Source organism: Candidatus Polarisedimenticolaceae bacterium (assembly GCA_036275915.1).
GTDB lineage: Bacteria > Acidobacteriota > Polarisedimenticolia > Polarisedimenticolales > DASRJG01 > DASRJG01.
In genome coordinates, this window is record DASUCV010000011.1 from 317,243 (window position 1) to 336,122 (window position 18,880).

Annotated in this window: 14 protein-coding genes; 6 read left to right on the forward strand and 8 right to left on the reverse strand. The window is 66.5% G+C overall.

Features of this window, described 5'->3' with window-relative positions; all coding sequences use genetic code 11:
- Nucleotide 1 precedes the first annotated feature (1 nt).
- The 6 genes from VFV19_10965 to VFV19_10990 all read left to right on the forward strand — a co-directional run bounded on the left by VFV19_10965 (nt 2) and on the right by VFV19_10990 (nt 5,082).
- Nucleotides 2-1,225 carry an ABC transporter permease gene (locus VFV19_10965; GenBank protein HEX4824828.1) on the forward strand — a complete coding sequence of 408 codons (1,224 nt, stop codon included), beginning with the start codon at nt 2-4 and terminating at the stop codon, nt 1,223-1,225.
- Nucleotides 1,222-2,493: an ABC transporter permease gene (locus VFV19_10970; GenBank protein HEX4824829.1), complete on the forward strand. Its 1,272-nt coding sequence runs from the start codon at nt 1,222-1,224 to the stop codon at nt 2,491-2,493. Before VFV19_10965 ends, VFV19_10970 begins: the two co-directional genes overlap by 4 nt.
- A gap of 21 nt (nt 2,494-2,514) precedes the next feature.
- The gene (locus VFV19_10975; GenBank protein HEX4824830.1) at nt 2,515-3,288 is read left to right on the forward strand and encodes a TatD family hydrolase; all 774 of its coding nucleotides are present in this window, start codon (nt 2,515-2,517) and stop codon (nt 3,286-3,288) included.
- Between the two features lie 4 nt (nt 3,289-3,292).
- A complete protein-coding gene (locus tag VFV19_10980; GenBank protein HEX4824831.1) occupies nt 3,293-3,727 on the forward strand; it encodes a GNAT family N-acetyltransferase in 435 nt (144 codons plus the stop codon).
- A gap of 8 nt (nt 3,728-3,735) precedes the next feature.
- Nucleotides 3,736-4,392, forward strand: coding sequence for a carbohydrate-binding family 9-like protein (locus tag VFV19_10985; GenBank protein HEX4824832.1), 657 nt, complete (start codon nt 3,736-3,738; stop codon nt 4,390-4,392).
- A 72-nt stretch (nt 4,393-4,464) separates the two neighbouring features.
- On the forward strand, nt 4,465-5,082 hold the full coding sequence (locus VFV19_10990; protein HEX4824833.1) for a response regulator: 618 nt from the start codon (nt 4,465-4,467) through the stop codon (nt 5,080-5,082).
- A 15-nt stretch (nt 5,083-5,097) separates the two neighbouring features.
- Here VFV19_10990 and VFV19_10995 read toward each other — a convergent pair whose 3' ends face one another.
- The 8 genes from VFV19_10995 to VFV19_11030 all read right to left on the reverse strand — a co-directional run bounded on the left by VFV19_10995 (nt 5,098) and on the right by VFV19_11030 (nt 18,868).
- Complete coding sequence (locus VFV19_10995; GenBank protein ID HEX4824834.1) at nt 5,098-6,003, reverse strand: thrombospondin type 3 repeat-containing protein; 906 nt, start codon at nt 6,001-6,003, stop codon at nt 5,098-5,100.
- Between the two features lie 11 nt (nt 6,004-6,014).
- Nucleotides 6,015-6,674, reverse strand: a complete 660-nt coding sequence (locus VFV19_11000) for a hypothetical protein (GenBank protein ID HEX4824835.1) — start codon at nt 6,672-6,674, stop codon at nt 6,015-6,017.
- Between the two features lie 119 nt (nt 6,675-6,793).
- Nucleotides 6,794-9,193, reverse strand: a complete 2,400-nt coding sequence (locus tag VFV19_11005) for a right-handed parallel beta-helix repeat-containing protein (protein HEX4824836.1) — start codon at nt 9,191-9,193, stop codon at nt 6,794-6,796.
- Between the two features lie 154 nt (nt 9,194-9,347).
- Nucleotides 9,348-13,613, reverse strand: a complete 4,266-nt coding sequence (locus tag VFV19_11010; GenBank protein ID HEX4824837.1) for a thrombospondin type 3 repeat-containing protein — start codon at nt 13,611-13,613, stop codon at nt 9,348-9,350.
- Between the two features lie 125 nt (nt 13,614-13,738).
- Complete coding sequence (locus VFV19_11015) at nt 13,739-16,309, reverse strand: fused MFS/spermidine synthase (protein ID HEX4824838.1); 2,571 nt, start codon at nt 16,307-16,309, stop codon at nt 13,739-13,741.
- Nucleotides 16,310-16,415: 106 nt separating this feature from the next.
- Nucleotides 16,416-16,820 carry a hypothetical protein gene (locus VFV19_11020; GenBank protein HEX4824839.1) on the reverse strand — a complete coding sequence of 135 codons (405 nt, stop codon included), beginning with the start codon at nt 16,818-16,820 and terminating at the stop codon, nt 16,416-16,418.
- A 314-nt stretch (nt 16,821-17,134) separates the two neighbouring features.
- Nucleotides 17,135-18,061, reverse strand: a complete 927-nt coding sequence (locus VFV19_11025; GenBank protein HEX4824840.1) for a peptidylprolyl isomerase — start codon at nt 18,059-18,061, stop codon at nt 17,135-17,137.
- Nucleotides 18,062-18,103: 42 nt separating this feature from the next.
- Nucleotides 18,104-18,868, reverse strand: a complete 765-nt coding sequence (locus VFV19_11030) for a phosphoribosyltransferase family protein (protein HEX4824841.1) — start codon at nt 18,866-18,868, stop codon at nt 18,104-18,106.
- Nucleotides 18,869-18,880 lie beyond the last annotated feature (12 nt).

Below are 18,880 nucleotides of genomic sequence, written 5' to 3' on the forward strand. Positions count from 1 at the left end.
CGTGTCGCTCGCCGAGCTCCTACGCACCGCCGTCGCGTCGCTCCGGGCGCACAAGCTCCGGAGCTTCCTGACCCTCCTCGGGATCATCATCGGCGTCACGACGGTGGTCGGGGTGGCGTCGGTCATCTCCGGGCTCAACGCCTACGTCAAGGACAAGGTCATCCGGCTGGCGCCCGACGTCTACGTCGTGACGAAGTTCGGGATCATCCGCTCGCGCGAGGAGTTCCTGGACGCGCTCAAGCGGCCGAACTTCACGCCGCGCGACGTCGAGCGCCTCGAGACGACGCTGACCCACGCCGTCGCTCTCGCCGCGGACGTCGTGAGCCGGTCGCCGGTGAAGCACAAAGACAAGCGCCTCGCCGACACGCCGGTCCACGGCTGCACGGCGAACTACGCCGAGCTGCTCGGCAAGGACATCGAGATAGGCGGGTGGTTCGCAGACGCGGACGAGCGCGCGTCGCGCGCCGTCGCCGTCATCGGATGGGACGTCAAGGACGAGCTGTTCCCACGACAGGATCCGATCGGCCGCGAGTTCACGATCGACGGCGTGCCGTTCCGCATCGTCGGCGTGGTCGCGCAGCAGGGCAACGTCCTCGGCCAGACCGAGGACAACCACGTCTACGTGCCGCTCTCGACGTATCGCAAGACCTGGGGTACGCGCAATTCGATCGACATGCTCGTCAAAGCGAGAGGCGGCGTGCCCGGCGTCGACGCCTCGATCGACGAGGTGCGAGCGGTGCTCCGCGCGCTGCGCCACACGTCGTTCAAGCAGCCGGATCCGTTCGGCGTCGTGACCGCCGAATCGCTCCAGGATCTCTGGCGCCAGATCTCGGCCGCGGCGTTCATCCTGACGTTCCTCATCGCGTCGGTGTCGCTCGGCGTCGGCGGGATCGTCATCATGAACATCATGCTCGTTGGGGTGGTCGAGCGAACGCGCGAGATCGGCGTGCGTCTGGCCCTCGGGGCGCGCAAGCGGGACATCCGCCGCCAGTTCCTTCTCGAGGCCGCGATCCTGAGCGCCGTCGGCGGGCTCCTCGGGGTCGTCATCGGCGCGCTCGTCCCCTTCGTCGTGCGGCAGCAGTTCAACTTCCCGGCCCAGCTCACCGCAGGCATCGTCGGGATGGGCCTCGGCCTCGCCACGACGGTCGGCATCGTCGCCGGCTACTGGCCGGCACGCAATGCGTCGAACCTCCCGGTCGTCGACGCGCTCCGGGACGAGACGTGACCCGCGGCATCGTCCGGCGGTCGACCTGGGAGAACGTGCGCTTCGCGCTCGGCGCGATGGCTTCGCAGAAGCTCAGGTCTTTCTTGACGCTTCTCGGCGTCATGGCCGGCGTGGCGACGGTCATCATGATGGTGAGCTTCGTCGTGGGGTTCAACAATCAGGTGACGGCGTCGTTCACGGCGTTCGGGACGCATCTCGTCCAATTCCAGAAGTTCGAGCCCCGCTTCAACGGAGGGCCCGACGGACGGCCCGAGGAGGAGCGCAGGCGTCGCGACCTCACGATCGACGACGCCTTGGCCCTGAAGCACCTCTCGAAGCTCGTCAAGGCGGTCTCGCCGGAGCGTTATCTCTTCGGCGATCCGCCGACGGTCAAGGCGAGCCGCCGGGAGGCGAACGGGCCGCTCGTGTTCGGGGCGTCGCCCGACTACCCGGAAGCCAACGTCCACTTCGTCGACGACGGCCGCTTCATCTCGGAGGCCGACCTCACGCACGCGTCGCACGTCTGTGTCGTCGGGCCCGACGTGGTCACCGCCCTCTGGCCGCTCCAGGATCCGATCGACGAGACGCTGACGATCAACGGGCAGACCTACCGGGTCATCGGGGTCTTCGAGCACCAGGGGACGAGCTTCTTCGGCTCCAGCGACAACTACATCGCCATCCCGATCACCGCGTTCGACGAGCAGTTCCCTCAAGTCAAGAACGGCGGCGGTGACACGATCCACATCGCGACCGTCCCCCGGCGCGCGGAAGACTTTGGCGCGCTCATCGAGGAGGAGACGGCGATCCTGAGGGCGCGGCGGGGGCTGAAGCCGAACCAGCCGAACGACTTCGCATTGATGACGAGCGTCGGACGGCTGAAGCAGTTCCAGCAGATCACCGGCACCGTCGCCGCGGCGATGATCGTGATCGCGGGGATCGCGCTCCTCGTCGGCGGCGTCGGGGTCATGAACATCATGCTGGTGAACGTGACCCAGCGAACGCGAGAGATCGGCCTCCGCAAGGCGCTCGGCGCCAGGCGGCGCGACATCGCGGCACAGTTTCTCGTCGAGGCCGTCACGCTCACGGGCGTCGGTGGAGCGCTCGGCATCGCAGTCGGCCTTGGAACGGCCTTCATTGCTCGCGCTGCGTTCAACTTCCAGGCCGCGGCCCCGCTGTGGTCGGTCGTCCTGGGGTTCGGAGTCTCCTCCGCGGTCGGGCTCGTGTTCGGCATGTGGCCGGCGCTCAAGGCGGCGCGTCAGGACCCGATCGAAGCGCTGCGGTATGAATAGTGAACTGTTAACCTTCCACGAGTGATCGACACCCACTGCCATCTCACGCACGCGAAATTCGCGGGCGACGCCGAAGCGGTCGTCGCGCGTGCGCGCGAGGCCGGGCTCGACGCCTGCGTCACGATCGGGACCGGGGTGGACGACGCGCGGCGGGCGGCGGAGCTCGCCAAGAGACACGAAGGTTTCATCTTCGCCACCGCGGGGCTCGACCCTTTCTCGGCGCACGCCGCGGGGGAGCGCTTCGACGAGGCGCTCGCGTCGCTCGCCGAGCTTCTTGCGAGCGGCGCCTTCCGCGGCGTCGGCGAAATCGGCCTCGACTACCACTACGACCTCGATCCTCGCCCCATCCAGGCGGACCGGTTGGAGCGCCAGCTCGATCTCGCCGCGCGCCTCGACCTGCCGGTCGTGATCCACGTGCGGGAGGCCCACGACGACATGGCGTCGATCCTCAAGGGCCATCCGAGGAACCGCGGCATCATCCACAGCTTCACCGGGACGCCGGAGGAGGCGGCTCCCTACCTCGAGTGCGGCTGGTCGCTCGCGTTCAACGGCGTGCTCACGTTCAAGAACGCCGACGACGTGCGCGACGCCGCGCGAAGCACCCCCTCCGAGCGCCTGCTCGTCGAGACCGACAGCCCCTATCTCGCGCCGGTCCCCCATCGCGGAGCGCGGTGCGAGCCCGCGTTCGTCCGGCACACGCTCGCGGCGCTCGCGGAGACGAGAGGCGAGCCGTGGGAGCAGCTCGAGGCGACCACGACGCGGAACGCAGCGGCGATCTTCCGCCTGCACGAGTGACGGCATGGAGTGGACGAGGCCTCCCTATCGGATCAGCGACCGGCCGGATGAGCTGGACCTCGATCGAGTTCACGCGTTTCTCGCGACGTCATACTGGGCGCGAGGCATCCCGCGCGACACGATCGAGCGGTCGGTGCGGCACTCGCTCGCCTTCGGACTCTTCGACGGTCACCGCCAGATCGGCTTCGCGCGCGTGATCTCGGATCGTGCGACCTTCGCGTACCTCGCCGACGTCTACGTCGCGGAGGAGGCGCGCGGCCGGGGCCTCGGCCTCTGGCTCGTCGAGACGGCGCTCGCACACCCCGATCTACGAGGGCTCCGCCGGTGGCTTCTCGCGACCCGGGACGCGCATGACCTCTACCTCAAGGTAGGCTTCACGCCGTTGGCCGATCCGTCGATTCTCATGACGATTCACGACCCGGACATCTACCTACGCTAGTGCGGAACGTGCCGCTTCCGCGCCTCGCGATTCCACGGCTGCCTCGTGTCGAGGGTGGCTTTCCGGACCCAGGCGCGTGGGAGCGAGCCGCCTCGCTCGAACTGCGGCGCGCTCAGGACGGTGGGGCCGCGCTCGACCCGACGCGCGTGCGCGTGCTGGACGACGGCCGGCGGCTTTTCGTCCGCTTCGATTGCGTCGACACCGACGTGTGGGCGACGCACACGGAGCGCGATGCGCCTCTCTGGGAGGAGGAGGTCGTCGAGATCTTCCTGGCCGGTGGCGGGTCGGTCCCAGTCCGGTACTTCGAGCTCGAGGTCAATCCGCTGGGAACGCTTTTCGACGCCGTCGTCGATAACCCGGACGGCCGCCGGGCGACCATGCGCGTCGATACCACCTGGAACGCGCCCGGCCTCATCGCCCGGATCGCGCGCGACGTGCCGGGAGCTTGGAGCGCCGAGATCGCGCTCCCTTGGGCGGCTTGCTTCGAGGCGCCGCCGCCCTCGATTCTCAGAGCCAATTTCTTTCGTGTGGAGCGCCCCCGCGGACGGCCGGCGGAGTTCACCTGCTGGTCACCTACGCTCGCCGACCCGCCCGATTTTCACCGTCCCGAATACTTCGGAATTCTCGTGCGCGAGCCTGCGGACGGAGAGCCCGAAGATTCTTGACATGGGCGCATGAACGGGGTCATATTGTGCGCTGCTTAGTTTCAATAAATCAAAATCTTTAAGGTCGTCGTTATGCGGGAAAAGTCGGTCTTCACTACCTTCGAGGCGGCGAAGCTCTGCCATGTCTCGCCCCTGTCGATCATCAATTGGGTCAACGCCGGCCGCCTTCCCGCATTCCGCACGCCGGGCGGGCACCGCCGCATCCGCCGTGACGACCTGGCGCGGTTCATGCGCGACAACGGCATCCCCCTTCCCGACGAGCTGCGCGACGGCTCGGGGCGCCCGCGGGTGCTGGTCGTCGACGACGAGGCCTCGATTCGCGAGGTCATTGCCGAAAGTCTCGCCAACCGTCCGAACGCATATGAAGTGACCACGGCCGCCGACGGCTTCGAAGCCGGGCGCCTCGTTGCGACGTTCCGCCCCGACGTCGTCCTCCTGGATCTCCGCATGCCGGGGCTCGACGGTTTTCACGTCTGCCGCACGATCAAGGGCGACCCCGACACCGCCTCGACCATCGTGATCGCGATGACCGGTTACCACACGCCGGAGACGGAGGCGCGGATCCTCGAGAGCGGAGCGGTGCGCTGTCTCGCGAAGCCGATCGAGCCGTCGGCCGTCGCCGTGTCGATCGATACCGTGCTCGAGCAGAGCGCGGCGGGCAAGCGCCGGCGGCGGCCGGTCCGCACCTGAGCCGCAGCCGGGCCCCTACTTTGGCAAACAGTCGAACGTCGAGGTCGATCCGACGAGCTCGAGCTTGAGCGCCGTCGTGTTAATCGAGCAGCCGGTGAACGCGGCATCGCACGTCAGCACGCCCGGTCGCCCGAAATCGAGGCGGAAGATCGAAACCGCGGACGGCTTCAGCTTGAACGTTACCGTGCATTCCACCGTCAAACGGCCGCCGGGCAAGATGACCGGCGCGATCCGCTCGCACGCGTCCCCGATCCCGTCGCGGTTCTGATCGGGCTGCGTCGTCGCATCGCCGACGAGCGGGTTCGGATACCACAGACAGTTGTCGACGGCGTCCCGGACTCCGTCCATGTCCTCGTCGGGAATCGTCGGAGCGGGCGGCGTGGCGGTGTCGAGATCGGAGCAGGCGTCCCCGACGACCCCGATCTCGGTGGCCGCGTTCGTGTTCTTCTGGTCCGGATTGAAGATGATCGGGCAGTTGTCGGATTGAGTGGGGACGCCGTCCCCGTCGGGATCGCCGCCGGGACTGAGATCGGGCCGCGCCGCCGCGCGAAGCTCGAGGCTCGAGATCGAGATGCGGATCTTTCCCGTCGTGGTCGGCACCGGCAGAAGGGAGAGCCCCGACATCCGGCAGGCCGATGCCAGGGCGATCGGTGCCAACGCGTTGAGCTGATACGTGCACGGCGACGCACGGAGGAAATCGAACGCCCCGTTGAAATTCGTGAGGTCGTGGACCGACACCTCGTCGACGGCCCAAATCGCGATCTGCGGCTGAGGGAGCGGGAACCGCTGCGACGCGACGGCGGTGTCCGTGATGGTCACCGTGACGGCCGATTGGGGCGGGAAGGGATCGGCGACCGTCTGACAGGCGAGGGCCGACGTGAGAGCGAGAACCAGGACGAGCGCCCGCGGCGCCTTCAGCATCGGCCGTGCCGTTATTGCAGCGTGATGTGGGTCAGAAAGGCGGCGGTGAACGCGGCTTCGTCGAACTGGGTCAAGCACGGCGTGCCCGATCCGCAATCGCTGACGCATGTGAACGCGCTCTCATACGAGCTGATGATGGCCGGGATGTCGGCGGTGATCTTGAGAACGGTCTGACCCGGGTGAACGGTGAATGTCAGGCTGGCGGGGTTGTCGTAGGTGAAGATCTGCGGCACCTGGCCGGTGGCGGGGCCGCTCGGAATCGCCGCGATCCCGTCGATGCAATTGGGTCCTCCCGGCGGCGTGCCGGTGTCGACGAGCTGCGGACTGCCCAGCACGATCTGACGGACGTCGTACGTGCCGGCAGACAAGGCGACGTTCGAGTAGAACGTTGTGGCGGACTGTGTCATGTCCGCGGTGAAGCTCAAGAACCGAAGAGAGAGGTTCGTGTTGCCGTACGCGGAGGCGGTGGCCGGGTCCGAAGGACGGATCCTGATGCTCCGGATGTCGAAGCTTCCCCGGTTGAACCGGCCGGACCCCGACGGATTGGGGACGAAGTTGACCGTCAGACCTTGGGTCCCCGAATCGAGCGTATCGTTCGAGCAGCTCACGACTCCCGCGCCGATGGCCAGCGCGATCGACACGACCGCCAATGCCCGTCCCGTCGTCTTCATGTCCCCTCTCCCTACCGTAGGCGCACCCGTACCCCGGACGAACAGTACCTTCGGCCGGAAAAGACCGCGGAACTATAGACGAGAAGCCGCGGTGAGACAACCGCGCGACGGCCGTCCGTTCAGGGGCAGGGGGCCCCGGGCGTCCGGTCCACGCCGTTGCTGTCGGTGCCGTAGGTCGAGACCCCGCAAATGCTCGAAGCGCGGATGAGATAGTAAAAGCCGTCTTCGGGAGGGGGATCCGGCCTCGGATCGCTCCACGCGGGCACCCCGACGTCGTTGCCGAGACATGTCGCATCCACCACGGATCGGCTCATTCGCATGAGCGAGATGGAGCCGCCGGCGATGTCGTAGGTCGAGGCGCCACCCTGCGGCACGCTCCAGGAGACCGTGGTCTGGGCGCCTTGCGCGACGACGACTCCGAAAACTTCCCCGGGAGGCGCCGTCACGTTCGGGTCGGACGGCGCGCAGTCGCAAGCGTCGCCCACGGTGTCGCCGTCGATGTCGGCCTGATCGACGTTGGCGAGGCTCGGGCAGTTGTCGCAGGCGTCGCCCACGGAGTCGGCGTCGACGTCGCCCTGGGTCGCGTTCGTCGTCGCCGGGCAGTTGTCGCCGAGGTCGCGCGGTGTGTCGCCGTCGCTGTTGCGGTTGGCGGTCGAGCAGGTCGGCGACGGCGTGTGATCGACGTCTTGACCGTTCGTGTCCGCCGCCGACTCCCCGCACACGTTCCGGCTCGAGACGATGTAGTAGAAGCCGTTTCCCGGCGCCGGCACCGCGCCGTCGGCGATCGTGCGCGCGATGTTCTCCGTGTCGAAACAGGTCTCGTTGTAGGAGAACGGGACACCTCCGCCGAACGATCCTCGGTAGACGTTGTACGCCGGCGCTTGGAACGCGTGATGCCACTTCACCGTCGCGACGCTTCCCGATTTGCCGATGCGAAGACCATTGTCGACTTTCGCGGGCTGCTGAGAGATCGCCTTGTCGAGCGGCGCGCAATCGGAGACATCGGGTACGCCGTCGTTGTCGTCGTCCGGGTCGAGGTAATCGGGGATGCCGTCGCCGTCGAAATCAGGGTGAAACTCGAACGCACCCAAGTCGACCGTCGCGGTCCCGCTGTAGTCGGCGTCCTCGATGCGCGGTCCGCCGTCGAAGTCGAGCCATCCGGCTCCGATGACCGTGTTCGTTCCGGCCTCCAGGACGGGGCTCGCCGCTTGAAGATGCAGGTCGGGCGGCGTCGCCGCGCGGTTCACGTAGAGCGGATCGACCGAGACGTTGCCGTTGACGCCGATGTAGTCGGCGTCGGTCTTCGCCCCTGCGATGTCCGTCGGCGTGTTCCCACGGAAGTCGTTGAACTTCACGACGGGAACGCCGGCGCTGTCGACGTAGATCCCGCCGCCGAGACCGCTTCCGGTCGCCTGATTGTTGGTGATCAGATTGTTTTGAAAGTCGGCGACCTGCCCGGCATTGGAGACCGGCGAAAAATACACGCCGCCGCCATGGAGCGAGGCGTTGTTGTTCTCGATCGTGTTGTTGTAGAACTTGACGAACGACGTCGTGAACCCGGCGGCGCCGCCGTCCACCCCTCCGTTAATGAAGAAGAGGTTGCTGTCGACCGTCCCTCGCGATCCGGCGACCGGTGAGACGCCGTCGTACTCGCCGAAGGCGATCCCCGCACCGTAGTCCGCGGCGTTGTTGTCGCTGATCGAATTACGGTTGATCCGCGTGTCCTGAACCGTGACGCGGCTGTACATCGCGATTCCGCCGCCGGCGCCGTACTGGTTGAGGGTCGCCGGGTTTCCCGCCTTGTTCGTCTTGATCGTATTCGCGGTGATGATCGGCGCCGAGTTGAACCCTACGTAGATGCCGCCGCCGTCCCCTTCCGACATCGCGTGGCTCGTGCCCGCCGGGGGGTCGGCCGCGTTTCCTTGGATGAGATTGCTCGTGATGGTCGGCCGCGGCGGAGCGTTGGGATCGTTGCCGTTGATGTAGATGCCGCCGCCGTAGAACATGTTGTAGGTCGGACTGCTGATCGTGTTGCCGACGATCTCGTTGCGCGTGATCGTCGGAGAGGAGCCGTAGACGAGGATGCCGCCGCCGATCTTCGACGCGCAGGTTCCGCTGCAGGTCTGATCGACGCCGCCACCACCCTGGATATGGATGCCTTCGATCCGGCTGGTCGAACCCGCCGCGGACGGGAAGTAGACCGCGGCGTAAGGGATTTCCGTCCCGATCGTGCAGAAGTCAGTGCTGACCCCGGCCTTGCCCGACGCGTCGAGGACGGTGACGGCCGGGCCGTCGGTGGAGATGACCGAGACGTTGGCAGGAAACCTCAGGCACTCGTGATACGTGCCCGGCATGACGTTGATCGTGCCGCCGGTCGCCTTGATCGCGCAGATCGCCGTCTGAATCTTGCAGTACGGGTTTCCTTGGGTCCCGGTGCCGTTCCCGGCGCAATCATCGACCCAGACCGTGACTTGTCCCCATGCCGGAATAGCGGCGGCCATGATGCAAGAGATGGCCACCAGTGGGTAAGCGATGCGCGTCCAGGCTGCCACGGGCCACCCTCGAATCCCTGCGCCCGGCCAACCCCAAGCGGTATTTTGAAAACGCCCACAGCCCGACCGCAGTCCTATACCGCCAAGGTGCTGCGGAGACAAGGACCGCTTGGGGGTCGACTCAGGGGCAAGGCGTCCCGGGCGCCCGGCTCACGCCATTGCTGTCGGCGCCGTAGGTCGAGACTCCGCAGATGCTCGAGGCGCGGATGAGATAATAGAAGCCGTCGCCCGGGTCCGGATCCTGGCGGTTGTCGTTCCAGTCCGGCCCCGAAAGATCGTTCGCCAGGCAGGCTGCGTCGTTCACCGAGCCGCCGGTCCGCATGAGCGACAGCAGGCCTGCGACGATGTCGTAGGTCGAAGCGCCCCCTTGCGGCGTTCCCCACGAGAGTGTGGTTGACGCGCCCCTCGCGACGACCAGGCCGAGGACCTCGCCCGGAGCGGTCGTCAGGGCGGGATCGGACGGGGCGCAGTCGCACGCGTCGCCGACCGAGTCCTGATCGAGGTCCGACTGGTCCGCGTTGGCCACAGTCGGGCAGTTGTCGCAGACATCGCCGTCGCCGTCCCCGTCGCTGTCGAGCTGGTTCACGTTGGCGATCGCCGGGCAGTTGTCGCAGGCATCGCCGCGTCCATCGCCGTCGGCGTCGACCTGGCTCACGTTCGCGACGGTGGGGCAGTTGTCGCAGACGTCGCCGTGGCCGTCGCCATCCGCATCGAGCTGACCCGCGTTTGCGATCGTCGGACAGTTGTCACAGGCATCACCGGCGCCATCGGCGTCACCGTCCGTCTGGGTTGCATTTGCGACCGCCGGACAGTTGTCGCAGAGATCGCCCTTGCCGTCACCGTCGCCGTCGGCCTGATTGGCGTTGGCGACCGTCGGACAGTTGTCACAGAGATCGCCCTTGCCGTCGGAGTCGCCGTCGGCTTGGTTCGCGTTGGCGACCGTCGGGCAGTTGTCGCAGAGGTCGCCCTTGCCGTCGGAGTCTCCATCAGCCTGGTTCTGGTTCGTGACCGTCGGGCAGTTGTCGCAGGCGTCGCCGAGGGTGTCGCCGTCCCCGTTGGCCTGGTTCGCGTTGGCGACCGTCGGGCAGTTGTCGCAGAGGTCGCCCTTGCCGTCTGAATCGCCGTCCGCCTGATTCGCATTCGCGACAGTGGGGCAGTTGTCGCAGAGGTCGCCCTTGCCGTCGGCGTCGGCGTCGGCCTGGTCCTGATTCGTAACCGTGGGGCAGTTGTCGCAGGCGTCGCCGAGCGTATCGCCGTCCCCGTTAGCCTGGTTCTGATTCGTGACTGTGGGGCAGTTGTCGCAGGCGTCACCGAGGGTGTCGCCGTCGCTGTTGGCCTGATTGGCGTTCGACACGGTCGGGCAGTTGTCGCAGAGATCGCCCTTGCCGTCCGCGTCGGCGTCGGCTTGGTTCGCGTTCGCGACTGCCGGGCAGTTGTCGCAGAGGTCGCCCTTGCCGTCGGCGTCGGCATCGGCCTGATTGGCGTTCGCGACCGTCGGGCAGTTGTCGCAGAGGTCGCCCTTGCCGTCGCCGTCGGCGTCGGCCTGATTCACGTTCCCGACGGTGGGGCAGTTGTCGCAGAGATCGCCCTTGCCGTCGCCGTCGGTGTCGGCCTGGTTCGGGTTGGCGACCGTGGGACAGTTGTCGCAGAGGTCGCCCTTGCCGTCGCCGTCGGTGTCGGCCTGATTCTGGTTCGTCACCGTCGGGCAGTTGTCGCAGGCGTCGCCCAGGGTGTCGCCGTCGTTGTTCGCCTGGCTCGGGTTCGACACGGTGGGACAGTTGTCGCAGAGGTCTCCACGACCGTCGAAGTCGGCGTCGGCCTGGTTCTGGTTCGCGACCGTCGGGCAATTGTCGCAGGCGTCGCCGAGCGTGTCGCCATCGCTGTTGATCTGGTTCGCGTTGGAGACGCCGGGGCAGTTGTCGCACGCATCGCCGCGGCCGTCGCCGTCGGTGTCGGCCTGGCCGACGTTCGGAACGCCAGGGCAGTTGTCGCAGGCGTCGCCGGCGCCGTCGCCGTCGGAGTCCGCCTGGTTGGCGTTCGTCACGGTCGGGCAGTTGTCGCAGGCGTCGCCGAGACTGTCACCGTCGCTGTTCGCCTGGCTCGGGTTGGGGGTCAACGGGCAGTTGTCGCTGACGTCGGGGACGCCGTCGTTGTCGTCGTCCGGATCACAGGCGTCACCCAGCCCATCGTGGTCGTTATCGGCCTGAGTTGGGTTGGGAACTGAAATGCAATTGTCACAGGCATCGCCCAAGCCGTCGCCGTCGGTGTCGGTCTGGGTCGGATTGGCGACGTTGATGCAGTTGTCGCAGGCATCGCCGCGGCCGTCACCGTCGGTGTCGGCCTGATCGACGTTCGCGAGGCTCGGGCAATTGTCGCAGGCGTCGCCCACGGAGTCGGCGTCGACGTCGCCTTGGGTCGCGTTCGTCGTCGCCGGGCAGTTGTCCCCCAGGTCGCGTGGCGTGTCCGCGTCGCTGTTGCGGTTGGCGGTCGAGCAGGTCAGGGACGGCGTGTGATCGACGTTTTGACCGTTCGTGTCCGCCGCCGATTCCCCGCACGTGTTCCGGCTCGAGATGATGTAGTAGAAGCCGTTGCCCGGCGTCGGCACCGCACCGTCCGTGATCGTGCGCGCGATGTTCTCGGTGTCGAAGCAGGTCTCGTTGTAGGCGAACGGGAATCCACCCCCGAAGGTGCCGCGGTAGACGTTGTAGGTCGGCGCTTGAAACGCGTGATGCCATTTCAGGGTCGCCGTGTTCCCGGATTTGTCGATCCGCAGGCCGTTGTCGACCTTCGCCGGCGGCTGCGAGATCCCCTTGTCGAGCGGCGCGCAGTCCGAGACGTCCGGCACGCCGTCGTTGTCGTCGTCGGGATCGAGGTAATCCGGGATACCGTCGCCGTCGAAGTCAGGCTGGAACTCGAAGGCGCCCATGTCGACGGTCGCCGTCCCGTTGTAGTCCGCATCCTGGATTCGGGGAGCCCCGTCGTAGTCGAGCCATCCTGCTCCGATGACGGTATTCGTTCCGGCCTCGATGACCGGGCTCGTAGACTGCAAGTGCAGGTCCGGCGGGGTCGCCGACCGGTTGACGTAGAGCGGATCGACCGAGACGTTTCCGTTGACGCCGATGTAGTCGGCGTCGGTCTTCGCCCCCGCGATGTTCGTCGGCGTGTTCCCGCGGAAGTCGTTGAACTTCGCGGCGGGGACATCGGCGCTGTCGACGTAGATCCCGCCGCCGAGACCGCTTCCGGTCGCCTGATTGTTCGTGATCAGATTGTTTTGAAAGTCGGCGACCTGCCCGGCATTGGAGACCGGCGAGAAGTACACGCCGCCGCCGTGGAGCGAGGCGTTGTTGTTCTCGATCGTATTGTTGTAGAACTTGACGAAAGACGTCGTGAATCCGACGGCGCCACCGTCGACCCCACCGTTGATGTAGAAGATGTTGCTGTCGACCGTACCGCGAGTCCCTTGAACCGGCGTGACGCCGTCGTACTCGCCGAACGCGATACCGGCGCCGTAGTCGGCGGCGTTGTTGTCGCTGATCGTGTTCCGATTGATGCGCGTGTCTTGAGCCGTCACGCGGCTGTACATCGAGATGCCACCGCCCGAGCCGTACTGGTTGAGGGTCGCCGGGTTCCCGGCCTTGTTCGTCTTGATCGTGTTCGCGGTGATGATCGGCGCCGAGTTGAACCCCACGTAGATGCCGCCGCCGTCCCCTTCGGACATGGAATGGCTCGTACCGGCCGGCGGGTCGGCGGCGTTCCCTTGGATGAGATTGCTCGTGATGGTCGGCCGCGGCGGAGCGTTGGGATCGTTGCCGTTGATGTAGATGCCGCCGCCGTAGTACGTCTTGTAGCTTGAGCTGCTGATCGTGTTCCCGACGATCTCGTTGCGGGTGATCGTCGGCGAGGAGCCGTAGACGAGGATGCCACCGCCGATCTTCGAGGCACACGTACCGCTGCAGGTCTGGTCGACGCCGCCACCGCCCTGGATGTGGATGCCTTCGATCCGGCTCGTCGAGCCGGCCGCCGACGGAAAGTAGACCGCAGCGTACGGGATTTCCGTCCCGATCGTGCAGAAGTCCGTACTGACCCCCGCTTTACCCGATGCGTCGAGGATCGTGACGGCAGGGCCGTCGGTAGAGATCACCGAGACGTTGGCCGGGAACCTCAGGCACTCGTGATAGGTGCCCGGCATGACGTTGACGGTGCCGCCGGTTGCCTTGATCGCGCAGATCGCCGTCTGGATCTTGCAGTACGGATTGGCCTGCGTCCCGGTGCCGGTTCCGGCGCAATCGTCGGCCCACACCGTGACCTGCGCGGCCGCAGGAGTTGCCGCGATCAGAAGAGCGGCCAGGATCAGGAGTAGATGAGATACACGTGTCCAGGCCGACACCGCCCGCATTCGAATACCCCCGCCCGGGCCATTCACCAAGCCGCAAACCCGAAACTTTCCCCGCCAGCGGGGTTCTATACGGCGAAGATGCTATGCGGACAAGGAATCAGCAGGAAAGTTTCCGATCATTGGGGCGGCACGGATGTGCCAGGCAGGAGAGCCTGAGCGCGCGCGACTGCGTCCGGAGCGTTGAGAAAAGAAATCGCCTTTTTCGCCCTATCCACGTCATCCCGCAGGATCCACCGGCGAATCAGCGCGAGCCGGAACGAGTCCTCGTCGCCGGTCGCGCGGACGAGCGGCCGGATCGTGTCGAAGGGATCGGGAGCGGTCCCTTGGAGCATTGCCAGATTCGCATCCTGACTATCGAGATACAGCGCTTTCGGCGCGGCGAACTCGACGTAGCCGTTGTCGTCGGTGTTGGTGTGAGCCCCCGTCAGGACCGATCGCAGCCCGTCTCCACCATTCTGAAGCATCCCGGCGAGATCATCCGTTGACGAGATTCCGACCCGGGCGAGATCGAGCCGCACGCGAAACTCGGAAATCCGGTCATCGAGTATCGCGGCGTCCAGAACGAGAGGCCGGTCCGATCCGACGAGCAGAAGGTCGACCCCGTGCAGTGTCTCGAAGACGAGCGTGTGGGGAAAGCTCCGCTGGAACGCACCGATGATCGACCGGAGCTGTTCGGGACCGAGGCAGTAGGCCTGGACCCACTGTCCGAAGACTCCGTCGGCGCGCAGGCGGTTCTTCGCGATTCGGAAAAAATCTTCGGTGAAGAGGTTCGCCGCGACCGTCATCCACGGATTGGACGGCTCCGAGACGATGACGTCGTAGGTCGACGCATCGAACTGCAGCTCGTTCCTCGCGTCGTTGATCGAGACGGTGACGCGCGGGTCGTCGAGAACCTGACCGTTGTGTGGGCCGAACGCGCGCGCCGCTTCGATCATCGCCGACTCGACCTCGACGACTCGGATGTGCTCGACGGGGTGGCTCGCGACCGATCCGACGCTGATCCCGCTCGCCAGCCCGATGACGAGGACGTCCTTCGGTTGGGGATGCAGAAGGAGCGGGAGCTGGCCCGCCATGATCTGGGTCTCGAGGTCTTCGCGCGACGACGCATCGGTCTTGCCGTTGACCGTCAGGTACAGGTTCTTCGCTTTCGGCTGGTTGGCGACGACGACCGACGCGGTCAGGCCGTCCCGCGCCAGGACGAGCGTGTTGTCCTGGCGAACCTGGTTGAGGAAAGCCGTCCAACCGCCGCGGTCCGTAAAATTCTGGATGTTCATGTAGACGCCGCTGTTCATGAGCAGGACGTCCCACGACGGCCGCAAGAGCACGCAGCAGACGGCGCCCGATGCGAAGGCGGTCGCTACCCACGACCGGCCTCGGGCCGCGGTTCGCGGCGCCATCGCCGCCCCGAGAAGGAGCTGGGCCACCGCGACACCGATGAGCGTGCGTCCGACTCCCAGGACCGGGATCAGGAGGAACCCGCCCGCCGCGGCGCCCACGATCGTTCCGAGCGTGTTCGCGGCGTAAACACGTCCTACCGCCGATGCCACCCCTCGACGGGATACTCCGGCTGCTTCGAGAACGAGCGGAAAGATCCAGCCCAGAGCGAACGTCGTAGGAAACATGATGAGAAGGGCCAGGCCGACCTGCACCGCCCACCAACCCTCCGGAGACGGGCTCCACCGGAAATAGATATCGCCGAAGAGGTGCGGGAGGGTCTGGATGCCGTAGGCCGTCCCGAAGGAGAGCAGGCCCGCGGCGCCGAGCGCGATCGAAAACGCCAGGGTCGCGTCAGCTCCCGGCCGCCTTTTGAGAAACGCTGTGGCGCAGGCGGCACCGGAGGCGAGGCCGATCAAGAAGGCGCCCAGCATGGAAGCGTAGGCGTAGACCGAGCTCCCGAACACGAGCGCCAGGCCGCGCGTCCAGGCGACTTCCAGGACCATCGCTGCCGCGCCCGACGCCGCGAAGGTGCCGATCAACCAGCGCCCGGGCACTGTGCCGCTCTCCGAGGGTCGAGGGGACTCGGGAGTGGCCCGGCTCTGAGGCGCGGAGCCGGCGACCCAAGCGACGACCGCCACGAGCACATTGAGCGCGATCGTCAGCCCGAGCGTTCTCTTCATTCCGAGCGCAGGGAGCGCCGCGAACGCCGCCACGAACGTGCCGGCGACCGCGCCGCAGGTATTGACGGTGTAGAGAGCGCCGACGCCACTGCCGAGACCGCTCCGGTATTGAAGGGCCACGCGCGAGAGGACGGGGAGCGTCGCGCCCATGAGAGTCGTGGCCGGAAGGATGAGGAGCGCGATCGCGACGAACTTGATCAGCGCGAGAACGACGAAATGCCGCCCCGCGCCGAGCTGCCACGCGGCGCCCAAGACGGGCGTGAGGAGCGATAGGAGCGCGGGGATGATCGCCGCGTAAGCGGATACGCCCAGCTCCAGCACACCATAGGCGCGGAGCGGCCGGGGCCATGCGTCGCCCCGGTTCGACGCCCAGTACGAACCGAGCGCGAGGCCGCCCATGAACGTGGAGAGGACCGCGCTCGACGCGTAGGCCGTAGCGCCGAAGATCAGTGTGAGCTGACGGAGCCAGATGACCTGATAGACAAGACCCGTGACGCCGGACAGGAAGAAGAGCCCAAAGACGAGCCATCGGGGTGGGAGCGACGGACGCTCAGCGTTGGATTCGACCACCTCGACATCCTAGCGCCCGGCGAAAGCGCTCCGTCAAAAACAGAAACGCCATCGCGGATGCGATGGCGTTTCGGCTGGATCTAGCTGAGTAAGCTGCGGTCTTGGATCAGAGCGGCTCGGACGGGGACTTGTTGTGCCCCTTCTTCTTGCCCTTGCCGTTGCCGCTGTTGCCCGGATCGCCGCCCTGGCTCAGGATCTCGTAGGGAGAGCCGACCGCGGACTTGCCGAGCTGGTTGCTGAAACTCGAGACGAACTGCGCCATCTGCGAATCGCTGACCGGCTGGGTCGGACGCGTGGTCGTCACGCGAAGGCCGAGAACGCCCGAGATCGACGAGACATCGCCTTCCGTCAACGTCTTTCCAAGGCCCAGAACCGGAAGCTGGTACCCCGCAGCACGGAGGCTCGCCTCGGCCGAAGGACCGTCGACCGCCGTCAACCGCTTCGCCTTGGCGATCTCAGTGTAGAAATTTCCCACGGTCACGCTGCCGGCGAACGCAGAGCCCGCCGCCATCGCACCCGCAAGAACAGCGATCAACCCGATCCGATTAACTCTCCTCATTGAAATGACCTCCCCGCTCCGGGATCTCCTGAAATTTCATCTTTTCGTGACAGCAAGGTTAGCTACCTATACGGTCAACCAACAGATCGTCAAGCCCTTTCGCGCGCAAACGGCCAATCCGCCACCGTCTTTGCTCGGATTTCGCTGAACGTGCCCCCAAAAATCGACTGATTTTCCGTGCGCGACGCTTTCTATACGCTGAAGCCCGACGCGGGTCAAGGCGTCTCGCAGTTCAGAGGCTGATTTTCCGCGCCCGCTTCGTCATTTTAGTTCTCGATGACGGTCACGTGGACCGTATGGATCTCGGTCATGGGACGGAAATTCGGGCGGTCGGTGCTGGGCAGGTTCGAGATCTTCTTGACGACCTCGAGGCCATTGGTGACCTGGCCCAGGACGGTGAATTGCCCCGTCCATTTCGGCTCCGGACGGAGCGAAATGATGAATTGGGAGCTGTTCGCCGGAGGCGCCAGGCCCGCCGGCTTGAGGACGACCGTGCCGGCGACGACCGGGATCGCGGAGAGCTCGGCCGGAAAGCGGATCGGGGCCTGACCACCGCCGGTTCCGGTCGGGTCCCCACCGGCGATCGCCTGGTCGCTGCGGATCTCGTGGATGAGCAGACCGTCGTAGAAGCCGGCGTTCGCCATGTCGACGAATGATTTCGTGGCGATCGGGGCTGTGGATTTCATCAGGTCGATGGTGAACGTCCCGGCCTCGGTCTCGACCTTGGCGCTGTAGTTCTTCCCCGGGTCGAACTTCGGGATGACCGTGACGATGATGCTGTCGGCGGCGACCCCGTCGGCGGACCATCCGATCGTGTAGCGACCCTTGGTCGACAGCTGGGGATAGACCTTCGAAAGCTCGACGGCCACCCCGTAGAACTCCTTCGGCGCGAGCTTCGCTCGCCGAGCCGGCTCTTCGGCTGCCGACTTGCCCGTGGGCGCGATCTTGGCTCCGGACGCATCGGCAACGGTGAAGGCGCCGATCACCGGGCTCTTGACCGGGTTCGAGACCTCCGCCGCGCCCGGGTTCGACAGTGTGACGCGGATGTTGAGCGGCTCGCCGACGTAATAGAACTGCTGATTGAGCTCCAACACCGCCTTCACGGGGGCCGCGGCCGGCTTCGCCGGCGTGGCCGCTCCAGCCGCCGTGGCCATCGACAGGAACACGAACCACGATCCGATCACGCGCCGCATCCGCGCCCTCGCTTTCTTCCGAGACCCGGCCAAAAGCGGCGATTATAGGCGTCCCTCGGGACCCGGGTCAAAGCGTTCTTCCGGAACAGGCGTACGCGCCCACACCGCCGCCCTCACGGTGGCGGCTCCCGCCCGGCGCAGCGCCCGCGCGCACGCCGCCAGCGTGGCGCCGGTGGTCATCACGTCATCGACCAGCAGCACGTCGGCATCCGTGAAGCGCCCGCGTGCGCCGATCGCTCCTTCGGCACGCTTCCATCGCTCGGATGCGCCGAGCGCTTTGAACGCGGGAACCGACCCGCGGCGCCTCAGGCCGTGCGGCCGCCAGGAGAGCGAAGACGCGCGAGCGAGGGTGCGGGCGATTTCGTGACCTGGGCTGAATCCCCGACGGACGCGTGAGAGGAACGAGGAGGGAACCGGAACGATGACGTCGGCACGGGCCAGGATTCCGGAATCGGATGCCGCGACCAGCAGCTGATGCGCGAGCGGCTCGAGCAGCTCCGGCCGGGCACCCTGCTTCGCCCGCAGGAGGAAGCGCGCCGCGACACCGCGATAGGCGACCGCCGCCATCGCTTCGTCCAGCGGGAACGGGCGGATCGCGCAGCGAAGGCACAGTCCCCTCGGCGAGCCCGCAGGCCCGAGCGGGATCGCGCAGCGGACGCAGCACGATCCTCCGAGCGGCACGAGCGCCGACCAGCACGAGGGACAGGCACCGAGATGGTGACGAACGAGGCGGCGGCTGCATACGAAGCAGTCGGCCGGAAGCAGATGGGTCGCGGCGAGCGTCCCCCATCGCGAGAGCCAACGCATCAGCAATCTCTG

Coding starts and splice junctions, on each gene's coding strand:
- VFV19_10980 (HEX4824831.1), top strand. CDS start 3,293: ATGGAGTGGACGAGGCCTCCCTATCGGATCAGCGACCGGCCGGATGAG.
- VFV19_10990 (HEX4824833.1), top strand. CDS start 4,465: ATGCGGGAAAAGTCGGTCTTCACTACCTTCGAGGCGGCGAAGCTCTGC.
- VFV19_10995 (HEX4824834.1), bottom strand. CDS start 6,003: ATGCTGAAGGCGCCGCGGGCGCTCGTCCTGGTTCTCGCTCTCACGTCG.
- VFV19_11000 (HEX4824835.1), bottom strand. CDS start 6,674: ATGAAGACGACGGGACGGGCATTGGCGGTCGTGTCGATCGCGCTGGCC.
- VFV19_11020 (HEX4824839.1), bottom strand. CDS start 16,820: ATGGCGGCGGGCTCTGCGTTCGCCGGCAGCGTGACCGTGGGAAATTTC.
- VFV19_11025 (HEX4824840.1), bottom strand. CDS start 18,061: ATGCGGCGCGTGATCGGATCGTGGTTCGTGTTCCTGTCGATGGCCACG.
- VFV19_11030 (HEX4824841.1), bottom strand. CDS start 18,868: ATGCGTTGGCTCTCGCGATGGGGGACGCTCGCCGCGACCCATCTGCTT.